The sequence below is a fragment of the Roseibium algae genome, assembly GCF_037783265.1.
In the GTDB taxonomy this organism is placed as follows: Bacteria; Pseudomonadota; Alphaproteobacteria; order Rhizobiales; family Stappiaceae; genus Roseibium; species Roseibium algae.
Map to the genome: position 1 here is coordinate 54,778 of NZ_JBAKIA010000002.1, position 17,192 is coordinate 71,969.

A 17,192-nucleotide genomic window follows, 5' to 3' on the forward strand; every position below is an offset into this window, starting at 1 on the left:
TTACCCCTGCAACTGAGCCCACATGTCTGCATCGCGCTCAGCGGTCCAGATGCGCGGGGTGTCAATGTCGAGCGCTTCGTCATAGGCGCGCGCGACATTGAATGGCAGGCAATGCTCGTAGATGGCATAGTCCTTGAACTTCGGATCGCAGGACGCACGACAGGCGTCCCAGGCCTCCTTGAGCGATCCACCGCGCAGCGCAACACGCGCAACCGGGCTGTACGTCGAGCGCACAAAGTCCGCCGTGGAATCCAATGCCGCATTGACCATATCCGAGCCGATCAGAGCATCGCCGCGCCCTGGCGCAATGGCATCCAGATTGAAATTGCGGATCCGTTCCAGCGTCCCCGGCCAGTCGTGGAAGTGACCGTCGCCGCAATAGCATGCTGAGTGATATTCAACGATATCGCCCGTGAACATGACGTTCTCGTCCGGCACATAGGCGACAATGTCACCGGCCGTATGCGCACGGCCCAGATGCATCAGATCTACCCGGCGTTTGCCGAGATATACGGTCATGCGGTCGGTGAAGGTGGAGGTTGGCCAGGTCAGGCTCGGGATGGCATCGACACTGTCATAGCCCTGGAACAGGCGGGGGAAGCGCATGAATTCTGAGGCACGATCCTCCGCACCCCGTTCGACGACCATGGAACGGGCCTTCTCACTCATGATGATCGTCGGAGCCTTATAGGCAGCTGCCCCAAGCACGCGCACAGCATGATAGTGGGTCAGGACAAGATGACTGATCGGTTTGTCGGTGACCGAGCGCACCTTTTCAATCACCTTGTGGGCAAGTTCAGGCGTTGCCTGCGCCTCTATGATCATGACGCTGTCGTCGCCGATAATCACCCCAGTGTTGGGGTCTCCCTCGGCGGTGAACGCCCATATGTCACGGCCGATTTCCGTGAAAGAGATCTTCTTTTCCGCCATATCGCCTGCGGATGCGAATTTCTTGCTCATGTCTTTGTCCTGTATGCGGGCGGTTTTATCCGAGAAAAGCCCTTACGCGCCCTCGTATTTTTCGACCACTTGCTCAATCGCTCCGAAGATTGAATGACCGGCCTTGTCCATCATCTCGATGCGGACCGTGTCGCCGAACTTCATGAAGGGTGTTTTGGCTGTGCCGTCCTTGATGGTCTCGATCATGCGAATCTCGGCAATGCAGGAATAGCCAACGCCGCCATCTGTGACCGGCTTGCCCGGACCGCCCTCCAGCTTGTTCGACACCGTGCCAGAGCCGATGATCGTACCGGCACTGAGCGCGCGCGTCTTGGCAGCATGGGCAATCAGTGTCGGGAAGTCGAAGGTCATGTCGATGCCAGCTTCGGCCCGGCCGAAGGCCTTGCCATTGTAGTCAACTCGCAGGGGCAACGACAGCTTGCCGCCATCCCAGACATCGCCCAGAGCGTCCGGCGTGACAGCCACTGGCGAGAATGCTGAAGAGGGTTTGGACTGGAAGAAACCGAAGCCCTTGCCGAGTTCAGCCGGGATCAGGCCACGCAGGGAGACATCATTGACCAGCATGACAAGACGGATGGCATCACGTGCCTGATCCAGGTTGGCGCCCATGGGCAAATCGCCAACAATCACGGCGATCTCGCCTTCCATGTCGATGCCATAGGCTTCATCGGCCATGCGGATCGGATCACGGGGCGCCAGGAAATTGTCCGAACCGCCCTGATACATCAACGGATCGGTCCAGAAGGTTGCGGGCATCTCGGCATTGCGGGCCTTGCGCACCAGCTCCACGTGATTGACGTAGGCAGAACCATCGGCCCACTGATAGGCGCGGGGCAAGGGAGACATGGCATCATGCTCATGGAACCGAAGCGATGGCACAGCATCGTGAAATAGACTTTCGGCCAGAACTTCCAGCTTCGGCGCCACCTTGTGCCAATTGTCCAAGGCAGCCTGAAGTGTCGGCGCAATATGGACCGCCTCCGTGCAACGGGTCAGGCTGTCATTGACGATCACCAGCTTGCCATCCCGGCTGCCGTCCTTGAGCGATGCGAGTTTCATGAGCGTTCCCTTGATATCGTCAGGCCGTCAAAGCCGACTGTTGTCTTTCCCTTGAACTGCGGCGCGCAAGCATCCAGCCAGTCCTGTTCCTCAAAGCCCGGCAAATCCGCAGGGATCAGATGATTGAGCACCAGATGCTGTGTTTTGGCCAGCGCCGCGATTTCTGCAGCCTTTGGAGCCAGTGTGTGACTGGCCATCAAATGCTGGCGTAACCGCTCCCCATAGCCGGTGATTTCAACGATCCGGTCGACGCCGTGTTCAAGCATGGCTTCATGAACGAGGATGTCAGCCCCGGAGGAAAACTCCGCCAGCGGCGGGAAAAAAGCCGTGTCAGCGCCAAAGACAACTGACCAATTGCCATTTTCATCCTCGACTTCAAACCGCAGGGCAAAGCAATCAACGACAGGTGGATGATCGACGCGAAGAGCGGACACGCGAAGGTCTCCGCCTGTCAAATCAAGCGCGCCGTCCTCAATCACCCGGCCAGCTTCAATCACCCGTATGTCCACCAGATCGCGCAGATCCAAACGCCCTTCGTCCTCAATTCTGAGGTCGATATCGTAGCGCATGGACGCCAGGAAGCCATCCCAGTAGTCCTTGAGATCCTCAGGACCGAAGACAGTCACCTTGGTCTGAAATCCGGTGGTCCAGGCGGTGTGAAGCAATGGCCCGAGCTCCAGCATATGATCTGAGTGCATATGCGTGATGAAAATCAGATCGAGGTCCTTGAGCGTCACGCCCGCCTCGACCAATCCGCGCGTGACGCCCAGCCCGCAATCGATGACGCATGTCCGCCCTGCAATTTCCAACAGGCAGCTTGTCGGCGACGGACCACCTGGCCGAATGGCAGGGCCGCCCTTGGAGCCGAGAATGACCAAACGGTCCTCATTGGTCTTTTCTGTGGGATTTTTTGGGGTCTTTTCCCGTTTAGAAGACTTCACTTGTCCCAATTTCCTTCCGGTGTGCCGTCGAACTTCTTCTCCAGACTGTCCCAGCAATCAATGTAATCATCCTGGAGGGGCGCTTCACTGGCGGCAAATTTCGTCAGATGCTGCGGAAAGCGGGTCTCGAACATGAAGGACATGGTGTTGTCCAGTTTCTCCGCTTTCAGCTCCGAAGTGGACGCGCCCTCAAAGGCGTTTCTGTCTGGACCATGGGGCAGCATCATGTTGTGCAGGCTCATGCCGCCGGGAACAAAGCCCTGTGGCTTGGCATCATACTGACCGTAGATGTTGCCCATCAGCTCGGACATGATGTTCTTGTGATACCAGGGCGGCCGGAAGGTATCCTCCGCCACCATCCAGCGTTCCCGGAACAGGACAAAGTCGATGTTGGCGGTTCCCGGAACACCGGACGCGGCCGTCAACACCGTGAAGATTGACGGATCCGGATGATCGAACAGGATGGACCCGACCGGGCAATAGGTTCTCAGATCGTATTTCACCGGCGCGTAATTGCCATGCCATGCAACGATATCCAGCGGCGAATGGCCGATCTTGGTTTCATGGAACTGACCGCACCATTTTATGGTGATCTTGGACGGCACGTCGCGCTCTTCAAAAGCTGCAACCGGCGTCTTGAAATCGCGCCGGTTGGCCATGCAGTTGGCGCCGATAGGCCCGCGGCCCGGCAGCTCGAACTTCTGGCCGTAATTCTCACAGACAAAGCCCCGTGCAGGCCCCTCAAGCAGCTCGACCCGATAGACCAGTCCGCGCGGAATGATGGCGATTTCCTGCGGTTCCAGATCCATGATGCCAAGCTCTGTGGCAAGGCGCAGCTTGCCTGCCTGCGGTACGATCAACAGCTCACTGTCAGCTGAATAGAAATACTCATCCACCATGGACTGGGTAACAAGATAGATGTGACTGGCCATGCCAACTTGCGTGTTGACGTCGCCCGCTGTGGTCATGGTGCGCATGCCCGTCAGCCAGGTCAGCTTCTGCTCGGTATGCGGCACCGGATCCCACCGGTACTGCCCCAGAGAGATGACGTCCGGATCCACATGAGGTGCCGACTTCCAATACGGAAGATCGATCTTCGTGTAGCGGGTGGAATGCTTCACCGATGGCCGGATTCGGTAACACCAGGTGCGCTCATTCTGGTGGCTTGGCGCGGTGAAGGCGGTGCCTGATAATTGCTCGGCATAAAGTCCGTAAGGGCATTTCTGCGGGCTGTTCATGCCCTGCGGCAAGGCACCTGGAAGCGCTTCGGTCTCAAAATCATTGCCGAAGCCCGACATGTAATCGAGCGTGTTTTGGCTTTTGTCGCGGCGCATCAACATGGCCCTCCCGACTGGATGACTGAAATTAGTTTCATATGTAACTTTATGAATTGCCGAGGTCAAGGCAACGTCAGAACACATGGATCAGGACTCATCCCACTTGCCTGAGAATATCAATTGCGCTAAAAGAACAAAATAAGAACACATGAAGGTTTGAGATATGACATTCCAAGCGATTGATGTCACACAGACAGCGTCGACACACAACGCTCTTGATGCCGCGCAATCGGCTCTTTGCAGCGGCTATCTGAGAAAGCGTGCAGCTCAAAAAGCCGCCGGAGACCCAAGCCCGACTGAAATTGAAAAGCCGGAAGTCGATGTATTGCTGCGGTATCTGGGAAAAACCCGGGAGAAGGCTGAAACCATCCGGGCGAATTCTCCGGCCGGCAGCTATCTGGACGGTGCCCTCACCCGGACCATTGCCAGCCTCAATCAGGAAATTTCACAGCTCCGCTACCTGCTGAAGGCCGATGAGAATACACCCAGACCCAACGCAGCACCGCCACGCCGGATGCGCCCTGCGAATTGAAGAAAGTAACCAGAGGTCGAACCGGGCCATAGAGCTCTTAGACAGCGCCTTAAGCGGCGGCTTCATCGCCGGGGGCGGTTTGCCAGCCAAGGTCGGTCAGCGTGACAATGCGGTTGCCACGCAAATCCGTTGCGCAGACCAGAAATCCGCGCTCTTCCATATGGCTGAGCAGCCAGCGGGCCCGCCCCGGAGAGCGGGTGCCATAGGCTGTCGCGATTTCGATATTGCCGGGGCATGGGGATTTTGCCAGAGCCGCCTTGGCCAGCAGCAAATACACGCCGCGCATGTCCTCGGGCAGCTCGCCTGCAATCAATTCCGCCTGCTTCCACTCAGTGTCATCAATGTCGCCCTTTTCCACTCCGGCCCGGGCAACAGACAGTTTTTCACGGAACAACTGAAGGTCAGGAGCTCCGCCAGGCAATTTGGCAATCCGGCAGCGCACCTGAAAATCCTGATAAAGAGATGCAATCGGTTGAAATGCGGCGTCCGGCTCATCAAGGATTTCGCCAATAATGACATCAATCTGCTCGGTGCGCACACCGTAATCCAACAGATTGGCGGCCGGTTCCACGGACGCATCAGCGGCATCTTCCGCACTTGAAAGCTGGGTCAGGACATCAGAAGTCGAGACAACTGGCTCGGCAGCACGGGGGCGCCTTGGCACCGCCTCGCCTGCTCCCCGCGTGAAAATCAGATCCTTGGCTTCGTCCTTGGCCTGCTCAGGCAAAGGCATCAACTTATGCGTACCGCCCCGCCCTGCCGTTTCCACCGGACCAATCTTGACCGGAACAGGACGGCGGGAAAGCGCTGGCCCGAGAGCAACGAAATGCCCGCGATCAAGATTTCGGAATGTCTCAGCCTGGCGTCGCTCCATGCCCAACAGGTCTGCAGCTCTGGCCATGTCGATGTCGAGAAACGTCCGGCCCATCAAAAAATTGGACGCTTCAGCGGCCACATTCTTGGCCAGCTTGGCCAGACGTTGTGTGGCAATAATTCCGGCAAGCCCGCGTTTACGGCCCCGGCACATAAGGTTCGTCATTGCGCCCAGAGAGCGCCGACGCGCCTCTTCGGTCACCTCGCCTGCCGCTGCGGGCGCAAAAAGCTGGGCTTCATCCACAACGACAAGCATCGGGTACCAAAGATCCCGGTCTGCATCGAACAACCCGTCCAGGAATGTTGCAGCGGCCTTCATTTGGCGATCCGCATCGAGACCTTCCAGATTGAGGATCACCGACACCCGGTGCTGGCGCACCCGCCCGGCGATCATCTGAAGGTCTTTTTCGGTCCCCACCGCATCCACAACCACATGACCGTATTTCTCGGCAAGCGACACGAAATCTCCTTCAGGATCAACAATGGCTTGCTGAACCCAAGGGGCAGACTGCTCCAGAATACGGCGCAGAAGATGCGACTTTCCCGACCCGGAGTTGCCTTGGACTAGGAGCCGGGTGGCCAGGAGTTCTTCCAGATCCATGCCAGCGCGGGCTTTGCCCGCCATTTCGCCGATGTCGATACTAACCGTCATTCATCATCCCGAAAGGCGCTGTAAAAGCGGACCTGACATCCGACCCTGCAACCCCGGCAACACTTAGTGTGAAGACATAAGGTCATCATGATTCCCGCAAAAGCGCAAAACCGCAGGGCAGAATAACCACAGTCTTTCGACACTGGTCACAGGTTTTTCTCCACCGGTGGCCTTTGACGTTTCCTCTACAGGGCTTATCTACCAAGAGCAAGGCGGCGGAAGCCCGTCAACGCCCACCAACACCGGGACCTTGACCATCATGCAAATACACGCAGATCTCACTAAACGCGCTGTTGTCGACAGCGCTTCCCTGGACTGGATTGCCTCCCCGATGACCGGTGTTGATCGACGGATGCTGGAGCGCGATGGCACTGAGGTTGCTCGGGCAACATCCCTGGTGCGCTATGCCCCCGGATCGTCATTCTCGGCGCATAAGCATGACCTTGGCGAGGAGTTTCTCGTTCTGGACGGTGTGTTTTCAGACGAGACGGGAGACTTTTCAAAGGGCATGTATGTGCGCAACCCTCCCGGCTCTTCCCACGTTCCCTCTTCCAAACAAGGTGCCACAATCCTGGTGAAGTTGCGCCAGATGGATCCGAACGACGATACATTCGTGCGGATCGACACGACGGATTCAAGCGACTGGCAAGACGGCAGACCCGGAGAGGCCTCTTTGCCCCTGTTCAACAACGCTCAAGAACGGGTCGACATGCTGGAGTTGGCCGCAGGCAGCGCTTTTGAGCCCGTGACCTTGACCGGTGGCGCAGAATATTTCGTGATCTCAGGCAGCTTTACCGATGAAGGCGGTCCCTATGGCCCAGGCACCTGGTTACGGCTTCCCGCAGGCAGTACCCAGACCATCAGCAGCGAAACGGGAGCCCGCATCTGGCGCAAAACCGGGCATTTGCTTCAAATCGAGACCTAACGAAAACGGGGCGCCAAATCGCCCCGCAACTTCACTCATGTCGGTCGTAATCGTCAGCCTTTGAAGCTGCCTTTGAACGCTGTCTCTTCAAGCGAACGACGTGGGCTTGGAAGTTCCTTGGCCTGCAAGAACTCCGGCAGGATGTCCGGCTCGGTCCGACGCCCAACAGCGATCATGATTTCTGCCTTGAAACGCTCTGGAACATTCAGATCAGCATGGATCTTCTCTGGCAGAATGCCGGCCATCGAATGGGAATGATACCCAAGCGCAGAGGCCTGAAGCGCCAGCTGGGCACAGGCAGCGCCTGCATCGAACGAATTGTGGCTGGCTGGCTTTTCGCCATCTGGTCCGGCAAACACTGTATCGGACAACACAACGATCAGGGCAGACGCATTGCTGGCCCAGCTGCGGTTGAACTCGTTCATCAGTTCTGGAAACACTGGCCAGCTAGCATCGCCGCGCAGGCTGTAAACAAAGCGCCAAGGCTGCATGTTAAAGGCGGACGGTGCCCAGCGGGCCGCTTCCAGCATGATTTTCAGATCTGCTTCGGGCATCTCTGATCCGTCGAATGCGCGTGGAGACCAGCGGTTGACGAACTTCGGATCTACCGGATGATCTGCAGTACGGTGATCTGATACCTGAAATTCTTTTGTTGTATTAGCCGTCATGACGGTCTCCTGATAGGATATGCGGCACTGGCAAAGGCCAATGCACTTTTCGTGTTCTATCTGCAATGTGAGGATTCTGTGAGGCGCATCAAGGTGCTTCTCATCAAAGTGAGTGATATGTCTGTTCAATCAGCGTGAACAGTCAAATAAAATCAATGCAGTTCAGATTGCCATATAAATCAATAGGTTCAATGTTAGCTAGGTTATCGCAGCGAGTTTGCGAAGAAAGCGCCTATTTGGCCATTTCAGCGTTTTATCTCACCAGCTTGTTCAGGAGACGCAACCGCTTAAGGTTGGCCTCCTGAGCAGAACCTAACCTTCAAAGTCGCCTTTGAACTGGTCCCGAAGGACGTTTTTCTGGATCTTGCCCATGGTGTTGCGCGGCAAGGCATCCATGACGTGCACCTGCTTGGGCTGTTTGAACTTGGCGAGCTTGTCGGCAAGGGCTGGCGTGATTGCTGCCTTGTCCAGCTTTGCGCCATTTTTGGGCGCAACAACCGCGACTACGCCTTCGCCAAAATCAGGATGGGGAACGCCAATGATCGCGCTTTCCGCAACACCTGCGATCTCGTCAATCGCGGCCTCAACCTCGGCCGGATAGACATTGAACCCGCCGGTGATGATCAGGTCTTTTGACCGGCCAACAATGGCCACATAGCCTTCTTCGTCGATCCGCCCCATGTCGCCGGTTATGAAGAAGCCATCCACGCGCAGTTCTTCAGCCGTCTTCTCCGGCATGCGCCAGTAGCCCTGGAAGACATTGGGTCCCTTGACCTCGATGATGCCAACCTCACCCTGGGCCAGCACCTTGGCTGTCTCCGGATCCGTGATCCGCAGATCCACGCCGGGCAGCGGAAAGCCAACCGTTCCAGGACGCCGGTCGCCGTCATAAGGGTTGGACGTGTTCATGTTGGTCTCGGTCATGCCATAGCGTTCCAGGATCGCATGGCCGGTCCGGGCGCTGAATTCCTTGTGGGTTTCTGCCGACAAGGGCGCCGAGCCGGAGATAAACAGCCGCATGTGCGAGACAAGTGACTGTGTAAAGTCCGAAGAGCTGAGCAAGCGACTGTAGAACGTCGGGACGCCCATCATGGACGTTGCCCGTGGCAGCAACTTCAAGGCAGTATCCAGATCGAACTTGGGCAGGAACAGCATGGAGCCGCCAGCCAGCAGCAGACAGTTGGTCGCCACGAACAGCCCGTGAGTGTGGAAGATTGGCAGGGCGTGCAGCAAAACATCACCAGAGCCGAACTGCCAGTATTTCACCAACGTGCGGGCGTTAGAAGCCAGGTTCTCGTGGCTCAGCATCGCGCCCTTGGAGCGCCCTGTAGTTCCGGAAGTGTAAAGAATCGCAGCAAGATCATCGGCACCCCGGGCAACATCCTCGAACGTATCGGAGGCTGCCTCGGCAAGATCCCGCAGGCTGCCCTTGCCGTTCGCATCCAGCGTTTGAAGACTGGCATTGACCTTACTCGCTGTCTCCTTCAAAGCATCCGCGCGGGAGGGATCGCAGACAAAAACACTTGGCTCAGCATCCGTGACAAAATAATCGATTTCCGCAGGTGTATAAGCAGTGTTGAGCGGCAGGAAAACGCCTCCGACGCGCACGGTCGCCAGATAAAGCATCAATGCATCAGGCGTTTTTTCCACCTGTACGGCCACGCGGTCACCGGGCTTGACGCCAAGGCCAGCCAACGCATTGGCATAACGTGCGGACAGGCCAACAACGTCGCCATATGTGAGAACCTGGCCTTCTGCAGTTTCCAGAAAGGTCTTGGCCGGGTCCGGCATGTTTGCATGGATTTCGGAAAAAAGATGATTGGTCATCGTCAACTCGCGGACGTCAATTGTTTAGCTTCGGGCACAGCCTTGGCCAATTTGGCGACGGCGGAACTGACCGCCACCGTGCCATTGGCTGCATAAGACTCATGATTTCGTTCTATGTACTTCAGGTCATAAAGGTAATTCACCATCAAACCATGGGCCTGCGACAATCCGTTCACTGATAGATCACCTTGCCAATTGACGCGTTCAAGGCGCGCACCATTGCCAATGTGGAACCGGGCGACCGGATCAAGGGGACGGGTATTACGATGTTTTTCCCGGGTCAGATAGTGGGCGCACAGATTTGGCAAAACCGCTTCAAGCTGCTTGGCGGCATCCAGATCCTGCGGCCAGTCCTGTTCTTGCAAGTGCGCAGCCATTTCAGGTGTCAACAAGCTGCTTGCCGGGCTTGCTTCGTCTTTGAGTGCCCCGGACAACCAGCGGGAAAACCCTGGCACCGGAGACAAGGTGACAAAGGTCTTCAGGGAGGGCAGCTCACGGCGGAGCTCTTCAACCACCTGTTTGATCAGGAAATTGCCGAAAGAAATGCCGCGCAGGCCCTTTTGACAATTCGAAATCGAATAAAACACCGCCGTATTGGCTACTTCAGCCGTGATTTCGGCCCGTTCCTCAGTCAGGATCGGAGCAATGGCACCCGGGATCTCACGGGTCAGGGCAACCTCAACGAAGATGAGAAGGTCGTCGACAAGGGCCGGATGGAAAAACGCATAGAGGCGGCGATCTTCCAACCCGATCCGGCGGCGTAGGTCCTCCCAGCCGTCGATCTCGTGAACCGCTTCATACTTGATGATCTTTTCCAGAATATTGGCCGGCGTCTGCCAATCAATCCGCTTCATGACCAAGAAGCCGCGGTTGAACCATGACGAAAAGAGATGCTCGAAATCCCGGTCGACTTCAATGAGGTCCGGCGAAGTTCGCAGGTGATCAAGCAGATCGGACCTCATGGCCACAAGTGCCTTGGTACCCCCGGGGGCCAGGTTCAACCGACGGATAAGCTCCTGCCGTCTTGGCTCCGATGCTGAATGCAAGCGCCTCAAGAGGAGCGGATCGTCCGGTTGCTGAGTGAGAGCTGCCACCGTTTCACGGACCACTTCCAGATTGGCCCCAAAATGATCGCGCAGAGCTTGAAAGAAAGCCAGCTTTTGCGGCCCATCAAGTTGCTTGTAGCTGGACAGAACCTCTCCGGCGAGCGCGACCCCCGAGGCTTCGCCCCGCCCGGACAAAATCGCCTGGCAAAGATCCTCAAGCGGAACCTCGCCAGAGCGTCCAAGCCGGGTGTCGAGCAGGGTTCGTCCCTGCTCGGTTATGGAGTTTAGCAACTCGCCAAAGAAGCTTGTGTTCATCGTTATCGACCCATCATCAATTCTGGAAGCCAGGTGGCAATGCCGGGAATGAAGCAGAGAAGTACAATTCCAACGACCATGCACATGACATAGGGGATTGATCCGCGCAGGATTTCACCCAATGTAATGTCCGGCGCAATTCCGTTGATCACATATAAATTTAGTCCGACCGGAGGCGTTATCAAGCCTATTTCCATATTGATCGTCAGCACCACCGCGAACCAATAAGGGTCAAAACCCGCCTGCAAGATGATTGGCAGCAGGATCGGAGCAGTCATGAGAATGACGGCGACCGGCGGCAAGAAGAACCCGGCGAACAGCAGGAAGAAATTGATGATCGCCATCAACACCCAGCGGTTCACGTCCAGGGCTGCAATCCATTCGGCAATAGACTGAGTGACGAACAGCGATGACAGCGTATAGGAAAACAGCTCTGAAGCCCCGATAATCATCATGATCATCACGCTTTCCTTCAAGGTATCCCGGAACATGTTGGTCACCTTGGAAACGCTCCACATCCGGTAGATCACAACCACCAGAACGATGCAGAACAAAGCACCGACACCAGCAGCTTCCGACGGCGTCGCAACCCCGCCATAAAGCACGTAGAGAATTCCAACGATGATCGCCAGGAACGGCAGAACCCTTGGCAGCGCGGAGAAGCGCTCCTTCATGGTGAAACGTTCGGTCAGGGCGGACAGGCCAATCCCCCGGCGGCGGCAGTCGTAGATTGTCCAGGCCATGAACAAGGCCGTGAGCATGGCACCTGGCAACAAGCCAGCCAGGAACAACCGACCAATAGAGGTTTCCGTTGCGATGCCATAGACAATCATGGTGATCGATGGCGGAATAAGAATTCCGAGGGTTCCCCCTGCTGCAATAGACCCGGACGCGATTTCATTCGGATAGCCGCGCTTGGTCATTTCCGGAATGCCCATCTTGCCGATGGCAGCACAAGTGGCAGGCGAAGATCCGGACAATGCCGCGAAGATCGAGCATGCCCCGATGTTGGACAGAACCAGCCCGCCCGGAACCCGATTCAACCAGCGATCAAGAGCTTCATAGAGGTCCTTGCCGGCAGGAGACGAGGCAACAGCAGATCCCATCAGAATGAACATGGGGATCGACACAAGACCGAAGGACGCCAGTCCGCCGAAGAAGGTTTCGCCCAGAATGGAAAGGCTACCGGCACCATCAACGATCAAGAGTGCGACAATGGAAACGAACCCAAGGGCAAATGCGATCGGGGTGCCTATGCCAAGGAGCGCTAACAGCGCCAGCAGAACGAGGAGGCCAGAAAAAAGCGGGCTCATGCGGGCTCTCCTCTCCAGATTTTGGCGAGTTCCGCCACATATTGAAGGGTCATCAATCCAATACCAAGAGGCAGAGGCAAAAGCGGAATCCAGAGCGGCAGAGCCCAGACAGTGTCTGTTGTCCAGCCGTAGGACCAGGCTTCCTCGAAATAGGTCCAGCCGGACCAGGCCAGCAGCGCACAAAAGACGAGACCGAACAAACCGGCCAGGGACTGAACAATTTTCAGAAATGGCCCATGAAGATGCATGTAGATCAAGTCAACATTCACATGGCCCTTTTCCATCAGCACAAAGGGCGAGGCCAGGAAAGTCATTGCGACCAGCGCATAGATGACAAATTCGGTTTGCCACACGGTGGAGGCATTCAGGAAATAGCGAATGACCACCATTTGGGTCACCACCAGAATGGCCGATGCCAGTAGCAGCAAGGCAGCCACCGCAGCGAGGCGGGACAGGGCCGAAACCCAGCGGATATATAAAGTCATGAACATGGTCCGACGTCAGGCTCTTCAGGCGCTGATTGCTGCGCCCGGACAAAATCAGAGTGTCTTAAAGAACCTCCTCCGGATGAAGGCTGACTGAAATAGCCAAACCCCCACCCGAAGGAGGCGGAACTGGGTTTATTGAACCGCAAGCGCCTTATCGATCAGCTCCTGACCTCCTTCGACTTTCTCAGCGAAAGCCTTGTATGAAGTCTCCTTGGCAATATCGAGCCAAGCCTGATAATCGTCGCCGGACATTTCGACCACTTCGACGCCAGCGTCAGAATAAGCTTCAACCAGCTTGTCATCCAGCCCCTTGGCTTCACCGACAAAATAGTCTTCGGCAACCTTTGCAGCTGCCATCAGCGCATCCTGCTGTTCCTTGTTCAACTTGTCCCAGCTGCGCTTGGAAATGAGAAGCGGCTCATACATGAACCACAAGGCATTCGCGCCCGGCTTGGTGAGGCAAGTTGCCTGCTCGTAAATCCGGTAGGACACGAAAGAGCCTGAGGATGTGTTGGCTGCATCCAGAACGCCGGTCTGAAGGCCGGTGTAGATTTCAGAAGACGGCATGGACGCAATGGATGCGCCTGCGCCAACCAGCATCTGCTCGAACGCCGGACCAGCTGCACGTGTGACCTGGCCCTTCATGCTTTCCGGTCCGGTGATGCACTGCTTCTTGGAGGCAAACGCGCCCGCCAACCAAGCATCGGCCAGGACCACAACACCCGCGTCATTGATGACTTTCTTGATGTCTTGCATGAACGGCGATGTATTGAGCCGCAGTGCACGGTCATGATTGCGGACCAGACCTGGCATCAAGGTTGCAGAGAACTCCGGATGGCGACCGGAGGCGTAATCAAGTGGGAATGCGGAGATGTCCAGCACACCCTTGACCATGGCGCCCCACTGCTCGCGCGGCTTGAACAAGGATTTTCCAGGATAGACCTGAATTCTCAAATCAACATCAGACTTGGCGACTTCACGGGCCAGAATCTGGACCATTTCGTCACGCACATCGCCTTTACCGCCCGGCCACTGGTGCGAGGCCTTGAGAACTGTTTCAGCGTGAGCAACTGGCAAAGCAGCAGCAAGTGCGACCGTGACAGCAAGCGCCGTCTTGGCAAAATATTTCATGTTTTCCTCCCATGAGCGCAGGCTTCCGGCTCCACTCCGTCCCCTGCGCACTTTTTCAGCGTATTGTTCGCCGATATGCAGGCAAACACAGAGTTCGCAATCAAGTCAATGTTTTTGTATACAAGAGGGTTATCTTTGCATAATTTGTAATGATGACAAAACAGCAGCCAAGAACCCGGCGTGCGCAGGCACTGCGTGAAGCCCTCGAGAATGACATTGTCACAGGCTTTTACCCGGCTGGTTCCAGGCTGGATGAAGTGACCTTGGCGAAACGATTCGAGGTGTCACGCACTCCGATCCGCGAGGCCTTGATTGAACTGTCCGTTGCCGGGCTGGTGGACATCAAACCCCGCCGAGGCACATTCGTGCGTGATGTTGGCATTGCCCGGCTGGTGGAAATGTTCGAGGTCATGGCGGACCTGGAGGCCATGTGCGGGCGGCTGGCAGCAAGACGCATCACAAGCGACGAAGTCAAAGCCCTGAAGGCGGCGCACGAGGCCTGCTGCAATGCTCAGCAAGGCGGAGATCCTGACGCCTATTATCATGCCAACCAGATTTTTCATGACACAATTTACAAGGCCAGCCACAACGGCTTTCTGGCCGAACAGGCCAAACACCTGCAAACCCAACTCAAAGTCTATCGACGCCTGCAGCTTCGGGTGCCGAACCGAGTGTCAATGTCTCTTACCGAGCATGGAAACATCGTCGAGGCGATCACATCCGGAGATGCCGTTGCAGCGGCAGAACACCTGCGCCAACACGTTCTGATCCAGGGTGAACGTTTCAATGACTTCGTCGCGTCTGTGTCCGCCCATTGGCAAGAAGGCGACGCAAAGCGGAACTAGGGTGAGTTGCGGCTTACGAATGGAAACCGCAACAAAAAAACGGGCACCTCTCGGCACCCGTCTTGCGCTTCACCAAAGATGACAGATCGCAAAGCTCTATGCTTCGGCGTCTTCCTTGCTCAGGACAATGACCTTTGTCCGCAGCGGCACGCGCTCGAACAGATCAATCACGTCCTGATGCCACATCCGGATACAGCCTGAGGAAACACTCTTCCCGATGCTGTTTGGGCTGCTTGTGCCGTGGATACGGAACAGCGTGTCTCTTGACCCCTGCCACAGATCCATCGCACGCGCTCCAAGAGGGTTTTTCAACCCAGGGCCCATGCCATCTTTCCAATAACGCTCCAGAGAAGGCTTGCGCGCGATCATCTCCCGTGGAGGACGCCATCTTGGGTGCTCACGCTTGACCCGGATCATCGCATCGCCTGACCAGGCATAGCCGGAACGGCCAACGCTGATGCCATAGCGCAGAGCAGTTTTAGGCGTCAAAATCCAGTAGAGAAAATAATTGTAAGGGTCGACAATGATGGTGCCGGGCTTCTCACCAGACTTGTAATCCACCACCTGACGCCAGTATTTGCGATCAAAGGACTGATAGTTGATCGCTGGCCAGGTGAAATCGCCATCAGGCCAGACCGCATAGGCGGACGCATAATCGAAAGTCTCGTCCGGCAAAGGCGGCTGCCCCGGCAGGCCAGCAGTATAACATCCGGCCAAAGGCAGCGTCATTGCCGCAAAGCAACCAGACACAAAAAAACGACGAGAAACTCCGCTGGACGAGGTTTCTAATGTTGCACCATCATCAGACAAGCCCGAGGCAGGTGAATAAATCGGCATGGAAGCTCCGCTGACTTAGGGTCAAGAACAATCTTGAAGCTGTGATGGGGCAAAAGAGGGGAGCTTGGCAAGAGACTTTGTTGATATGCGAAGACAACAGCATCAAATTTTCGACAAATGCCTCTTTTCAGACACACCGAATAAGCCCAATGTGGCCGCTCCTCCTTTTCCCGAGATGGATTTGAAATGACTGCTACAATTCCTCGCGTCCCTGTGTTCGACGGTCATAATGACACTTTGCTCAAGAGGGTCATCACAAAAGGCACTGACAGGGAGACTGACTTTTTCGAACGGTCAACTCTTGGCCATATCGATCTGCCCCGTGCGCAGGAAGGCGGCCTTGTCGGAGGCTTGTTCGCCATGTTCGTCCCGTCCAACATTCGTCAGGATTTTTCAAAGCCTTATAATCCGTCCGACACAAAGAATTACGACGAGATTGACCAAAGCCAAGCGCTGGACTTTACGCTCAAGATGGCCGCAGAAGCCTTTCGGCTGGAGAGATCATCCAATGGCCGGGTCAGAATTTGCCACAATGTTCGCGAAATCCGCGAATGTATAGACCAAGGTATTTTTGCCATATCGCTTCACATCGAAGGGGCCGAGGCGATTGATACAGACTTCAATGCCCTGGAAGTCCTATACAATGCAGGCCTTCGCTCTCTCGGACCAGTCTGGAGCAGGAAGAATGTCTTTGCAGATGGCGCTCCAATGCGGTTTCCATCGTCGCCAGACACAGGCCCCGGTCTGACCGATACCGGGAAAGCACTCGTCAAGGCCTGCAATGAACTTGGCATATTGATCGATCTGTCCCATCTGACAGAAAAAGGCTTCTGGGATGTCGCAGCGACAAGCAACAAGCCCCTTGTCGCCAGTCATTCCAATGCCCATGCCATATGCCCGAATGCGCGCAACCTGACAGACAGGCAACTGGATGCCATTCGGGAAACAAACGGCTTGGTTGGGCTCAATTTCCACACTGCCTTCCTGCGCGAAGACGGTGGCTACAGCCGCCAGACGCCGCTCGAGACAATGGTCAAACATGTGTCCCATCTAATTGACAGGCTTGGGGAAGATGGCGTGGCACTTGGTTCGGATTTCGATGGATGCATGACGCCAACTGACATACCGGACGCGGCGGCCTTGCCCGCGCTGATCGAATCATTCAGGCAAGCTGGATTTGGCGAGGAGCTTATCGCCAAGATCGCTTTCAAAAACTGGCTATCTGTTCTCGATTGCACACAAAATTGATATACAATACATTTGCTCTCGCATTTGTGAACGCATACGTAATTGTTTCGGAAAGTTTCGCTCGCCTGCCAATCAACGCCTGCTAAAATACTTTTATGCAATTTGAGCACAATCTATTGAATTGCGCTTAAACTTTAGACAAATCTTACGCTGCGTCATGAAAATAGAACAGTTGGAACGTTAGATCGAGGAATA

At 55.9% G+C, this 17,192-nt stretch carries 16 protein-coding genes; 4 read left to right on the top strand and 12 right to left on the bottom strand.

The window, feature by feature from the left end; translation table 11 throughout:
- Genes V6575_RS03915 through hmgA form a run of 4 tightly spaced genes read right to left on the bottom strand, consistent with a single transcriptional unit; the run spans nt 1 to nt 4,294 of the window.
- Complete coding sequence (locus V6575_RS03915; RefSeq protein WP_340272779.1) at nt 1-960, bottom strand: MBL fold metallo-hydrolase; 960 nt, start codon at nt 958-960, stop codon at nt 1-3.
- Between the two features lie 42 nt (nt 961-1,002).
- Nucleotides 1,003-2,019 carry a fumarylacetoacetate hydrolase family protein gene (locus V6575_RS03920; protein WP_340272780.1) on the bottom strand — a complete coding sequence of 339 codons (1,017 nt, stop codon included), beginning with the start codon at nt 2,017-2,019 and terminating at the stop codon, nt 1,003-1,005.
- Nucleotides 2,016-2,960, bottom strand: a complete 945-nt coding sequence (locus tag V6575_RS03925; RefSeq protein WP_340272781.1) for an MBL fold metallo-hydrolase — start codon at nt 2,958-2,960, stop codon at nt 2,016-2,018. Before V6575_RS03925 ends, V6575_RS03920 begins: the two co-directional genes overlap by 4 nt.
- On the bottom strand, nt 2,957-4,294 hold the full coding sequence (gene hmgA / locus V6575_RS03930) for a homogentisate 1,2-dioxygenase (protein ID WP_340272782.1): 1,338 nt from the start codon (nt 4,292-4,294) through the stop codon (nt 2,957-2,959). Before hmgA ends, V6575_RS03925 begins: the two co-directional genes overlap by 4 nt.
- A 166-nt stretch (nt 4,295-4,460) precedes the next feature.
- On the opposite strand from hmgA, the gene V6575_RS03935 reads away from it, so the two are divergent.
- Nucleotides 4,461-4,829 carry a hypothetical protein gene (locus V6575_RS03935; RefSeq protein ID WP_340272783.1) on the top strand — a complete coding sequence of 123 codons (369 nt, stop codon included), beginning with the start codon at nt 4,461-4,463 and terminating at the stop codon, nt 4,827-4,829.
- Between the two features lie 49 nt (nt 4,830-4,878).
- Here the strand turns inward: V6575_RS03935 and V6575_RS03940 are convergent, their stop codons facing one another.
- Nucleotides 4,879-6,354 (bottom strand): helicase HerA domain-containing protein, encoded by a 1,476-nt coding sequence (locus V6575_RS03940; protein ID WP_340272784.1) that lies wholly within the window; start codon nt 6,352-6,354, stop codon nt 4,879-4,881.
- A 259-nt stretch (nt 6,355-6,613) separates the two neighbouring features.
- Between V6575_RS03940 and V6575_RS03945 the strand changes: the two genes are divergently transcribed.
- Nucleotides 6,614-7,279: a cupin domain-containing protein gene (locus V6575_RS03945; protein WP_340272785.1), complete on the top strand. Its 666-nt coding sequence runs from the start codon at nt 6,614-6,616 to the stop codon at nt 7,277-7,279.
- A 53-nt stretch (nt 7,280-7,332) separates the two neighbouring features.
- Here V6575_RS03945 and V6575_RS03950 read toward each other — a convergent pair whose 3' ends face one another.
- The 6 genes from V6575_RS03950 to V6575_RS03975 all read right to left on the bottom strand — a co-directional run bounded on the left by V6575_RS03950 (nt 7,333) and on the right by V6575_RS03975 (nt 14,067).
- Nucleotides 7,333-7,947 (bottom strand): nitroreductase family protein, encoded by a 615-nt coding sequence (locus tag V6575_RS03950; RefSeq protein ID WP_340272786.1) that lies wholly within the window; start codon nt 7,945-7,947, stop codon nt 7,333-7,335.
- 312 nt (nt 7,948-8,259) lie between these two features.
- Nucleotides 8,260-9,774, bottom strand: coding sequence for a malonate--CoA ligase (locus tag V6575_RS03955; RefSeq protein WP_340272787.1), 1,515 nt, complete (start codon nt 9,772-9,774; stop codon nt 8,260-8,262).
- 2 nt (nt 9,775-9,776) lie between these two features.
- Nucleotides 9,777-11,135: a malonyl-CoA decarboxylase gene (locus tag V6575_RS03960; RefSeq protein WP_340272788.1), complete on the bottom strand. Its 1,359-nt coding sequence runs from the start codon at nt 11,133-11,135 to the stop codon at nt 9,777-9,779.
- Nucleotides 11,136-11,137: 2 nt separating this feature from the next.
- Complete coding sequence (locus tag V6575_RS03965) at nt 11,138-12,448, bottom strand: TRAP transporter large permease (protein ID WP_340272789.1); 1,311 nt, start codon at nt 12,446-12,448, stop codon at nt 11,138-11,140.
- The gene (locus V6575_RS03970) at nt 12,445-12,933 is read right to left on the bottom strand and encodes a TRAP transporter small permease subunit (RefSeq protein WP_340272791.1); all 489 of its coding nucleotides are present in this window, start codon (nt 12,931-12,933) and stop codon (nt 12,445-12,447) included. The genes V6575_RS03965 and V6575_RS03970 overlap by 4 nt, the downstream gene beginning before the upstream one ends.
- Before the next feature lie 135 nt (nt 12,934-13,068).
- Nucleotides 13,069-14,067 (bottom strand): TRAP transporter substrate-binding protein, encoded by a 999-nt coding sequence (locus V6575_RS03975; RefSeq protein ID WP_340272792.1) that lies wholly within the window; start codon nt 14,065-14,067, stop codon nt 13,069-13,071.
- A gap of 149 nt (nt 14,068-14,216) precedes the next feature.
- Here V6575_RS03975 and V6575_RS03980 point away from each other — a divergent pair, with 149 nt between their 5' ends.
- Nucleotides 14,217-14,912 carry a GntR family transcriptional regulator gene (locus V6575_RS03980; RefSeq protein WP_340272793.1) on the top strand — a complete coding sequence of 232 codons (696 nt, stop codon included), beginning with the start codon at nt 14,217-14,219 and terminating at the stop codon, nt 14,910-14,912.
- A gap of 96 nt (nt 14,913-15,008) precedes the next feature.
- Here the strand turns inward: V6575_RS03980 and V6575_RS03985 are convergent, their stop codons facing one another.
- Nucleotides 15,009-15,749, bottom strand: a complete 741-nt coding sequence (locus V6575_RS03985; RefSeq protein WP_340272794.1) for a L,D-transpeptidase — start codon at nt 15,747-15,749, stop codon at nt 15,009-15,011.
- Between the two features lie 186 nt (nt 15,750-15,935).
- Between V6575_RS03985 and V6575_RS03990 the strand changes: the two genes are divergently transcribed.
- On the top strand, nt 15,936-16,997 hold the full coding sequence (locus V6575_RS03990; RefSeq protein ID WP_340272795.1) for a dipeptidase: 1,062 nt from the start codon (nt 15,936-15,938) through the stop codon (nt 16,995-16,997).
- Nucleotides 16,998-17,192 lie beyond the last annotated feature (195 nt).

Excerpts from the sequence above, each read along its gene's own strand:
- V6575_RS03915 (WP_340272779.1), bottom strand. The coding sequence starts at position 960 with ATGAGCAAGAAATTCGCATCCGCAGGCGATATGGCGGAAAAGAAGATC.
- V6575_RS03920 (WP_340272780.1), bottom strand. The coding sequence starts at position 2,019 with ATGAAACTCGCATCGCTCAAGGACGGCAGCCGGGATGGCAAGCTGGTG.
- hmgA (WP_340272782.1), bottom strand. The coding sequence starts at position 4,294 with ATGCGCCGCGACAAAAGCCAAAACACGCTCGATTACATGTCGGGCTTC.
- V6575_RS03935 (WP_340272783.1), top strand. The coding sequence starts at position 4,461 with ATGACATTCCAAGCGATTGATGTCACACAGACAGCGTCGACACACAAC.
- V6575_RS03940 (WP_340272784.1), bottom strand. The coding sequence starts at position 6,354 with ATGACGGTTAGTATCGACATCGGCGAAATGGCGGGCAAAGCCCGCGCT.
- V6575_RS03945 (WP_340272785.1), top strand. The coding sequence starts at position 6,614 with ATGCAAATACACGCAGATCTCACTAAACGCGCTGTTGTCGACAGCGCT.
- V6575_RS03950 (WP_340272786.1), bottom strand. The coding sequence starts at position 7,947 with ATGACGGCTAATACAACAAAAGAATTTCAGGTATCAGATCACCGTACT.
- V6575_RS03955 (WP_340272787.1), bottom strand. The coding sequence starts at position 9,774 with ATGACCAATCATCTTTTTTCCGAAATCCATGCAAACATGCCGGACCCG.
- V6575_RS03960 (WP_340272788.1), bottom strand. The coding sequence starts at position 11,135 with ATGAACACAAGCTTCTTTGGCGAGTTGCTAAACTCCATAACCGAGCAG.
- V6575_RS03965 (WP_340272789.1), bottom strand. The coding sequence starts at position 12,448 with ATGAGCCCGCTTTTTTCTGGCCTCCTCGTTCTGCTGGCGCTGTTAGCG.
- V6575_RS03970 (WP_340272791.1), bottom strand. The coding sequence starts at position 12,933 with ATGACTTTATATATCCGCTGGGTTTCGGCCCTGTCCCGCCTCGCTGCG.
- V6575_RS03975 (WP_340272792.1), bottom strand. The coding sequence starts at position 14,067 with ATGAAATATTTTGCCAAGACGGCGCTTGCTGTCACGGTCGCACTTGCT.
- V6575_RS03980 (WP_340272793.1), top strand. The coding sequence starts at position 14,217 with ATGATGACAAAACAGCAGCCAAGAACCCGGCGTGCGCAGGCACTGCGT.
- V6575_RS03985 (WP_340272794.1), bottom strand. The coding sequence starts at position 15,749 with ATGCCGATTTATTCACCTGCCTCGGGCTTGTCTGATGATGGTGCAACA.
- V6575_RS03990 (WP_340272795.1), top strand. The coding sequence starts at position 15,936 with ATGACTGCTACAATTCCTCGCGTCCCTGTGTTCGACGGTCATAATGAC.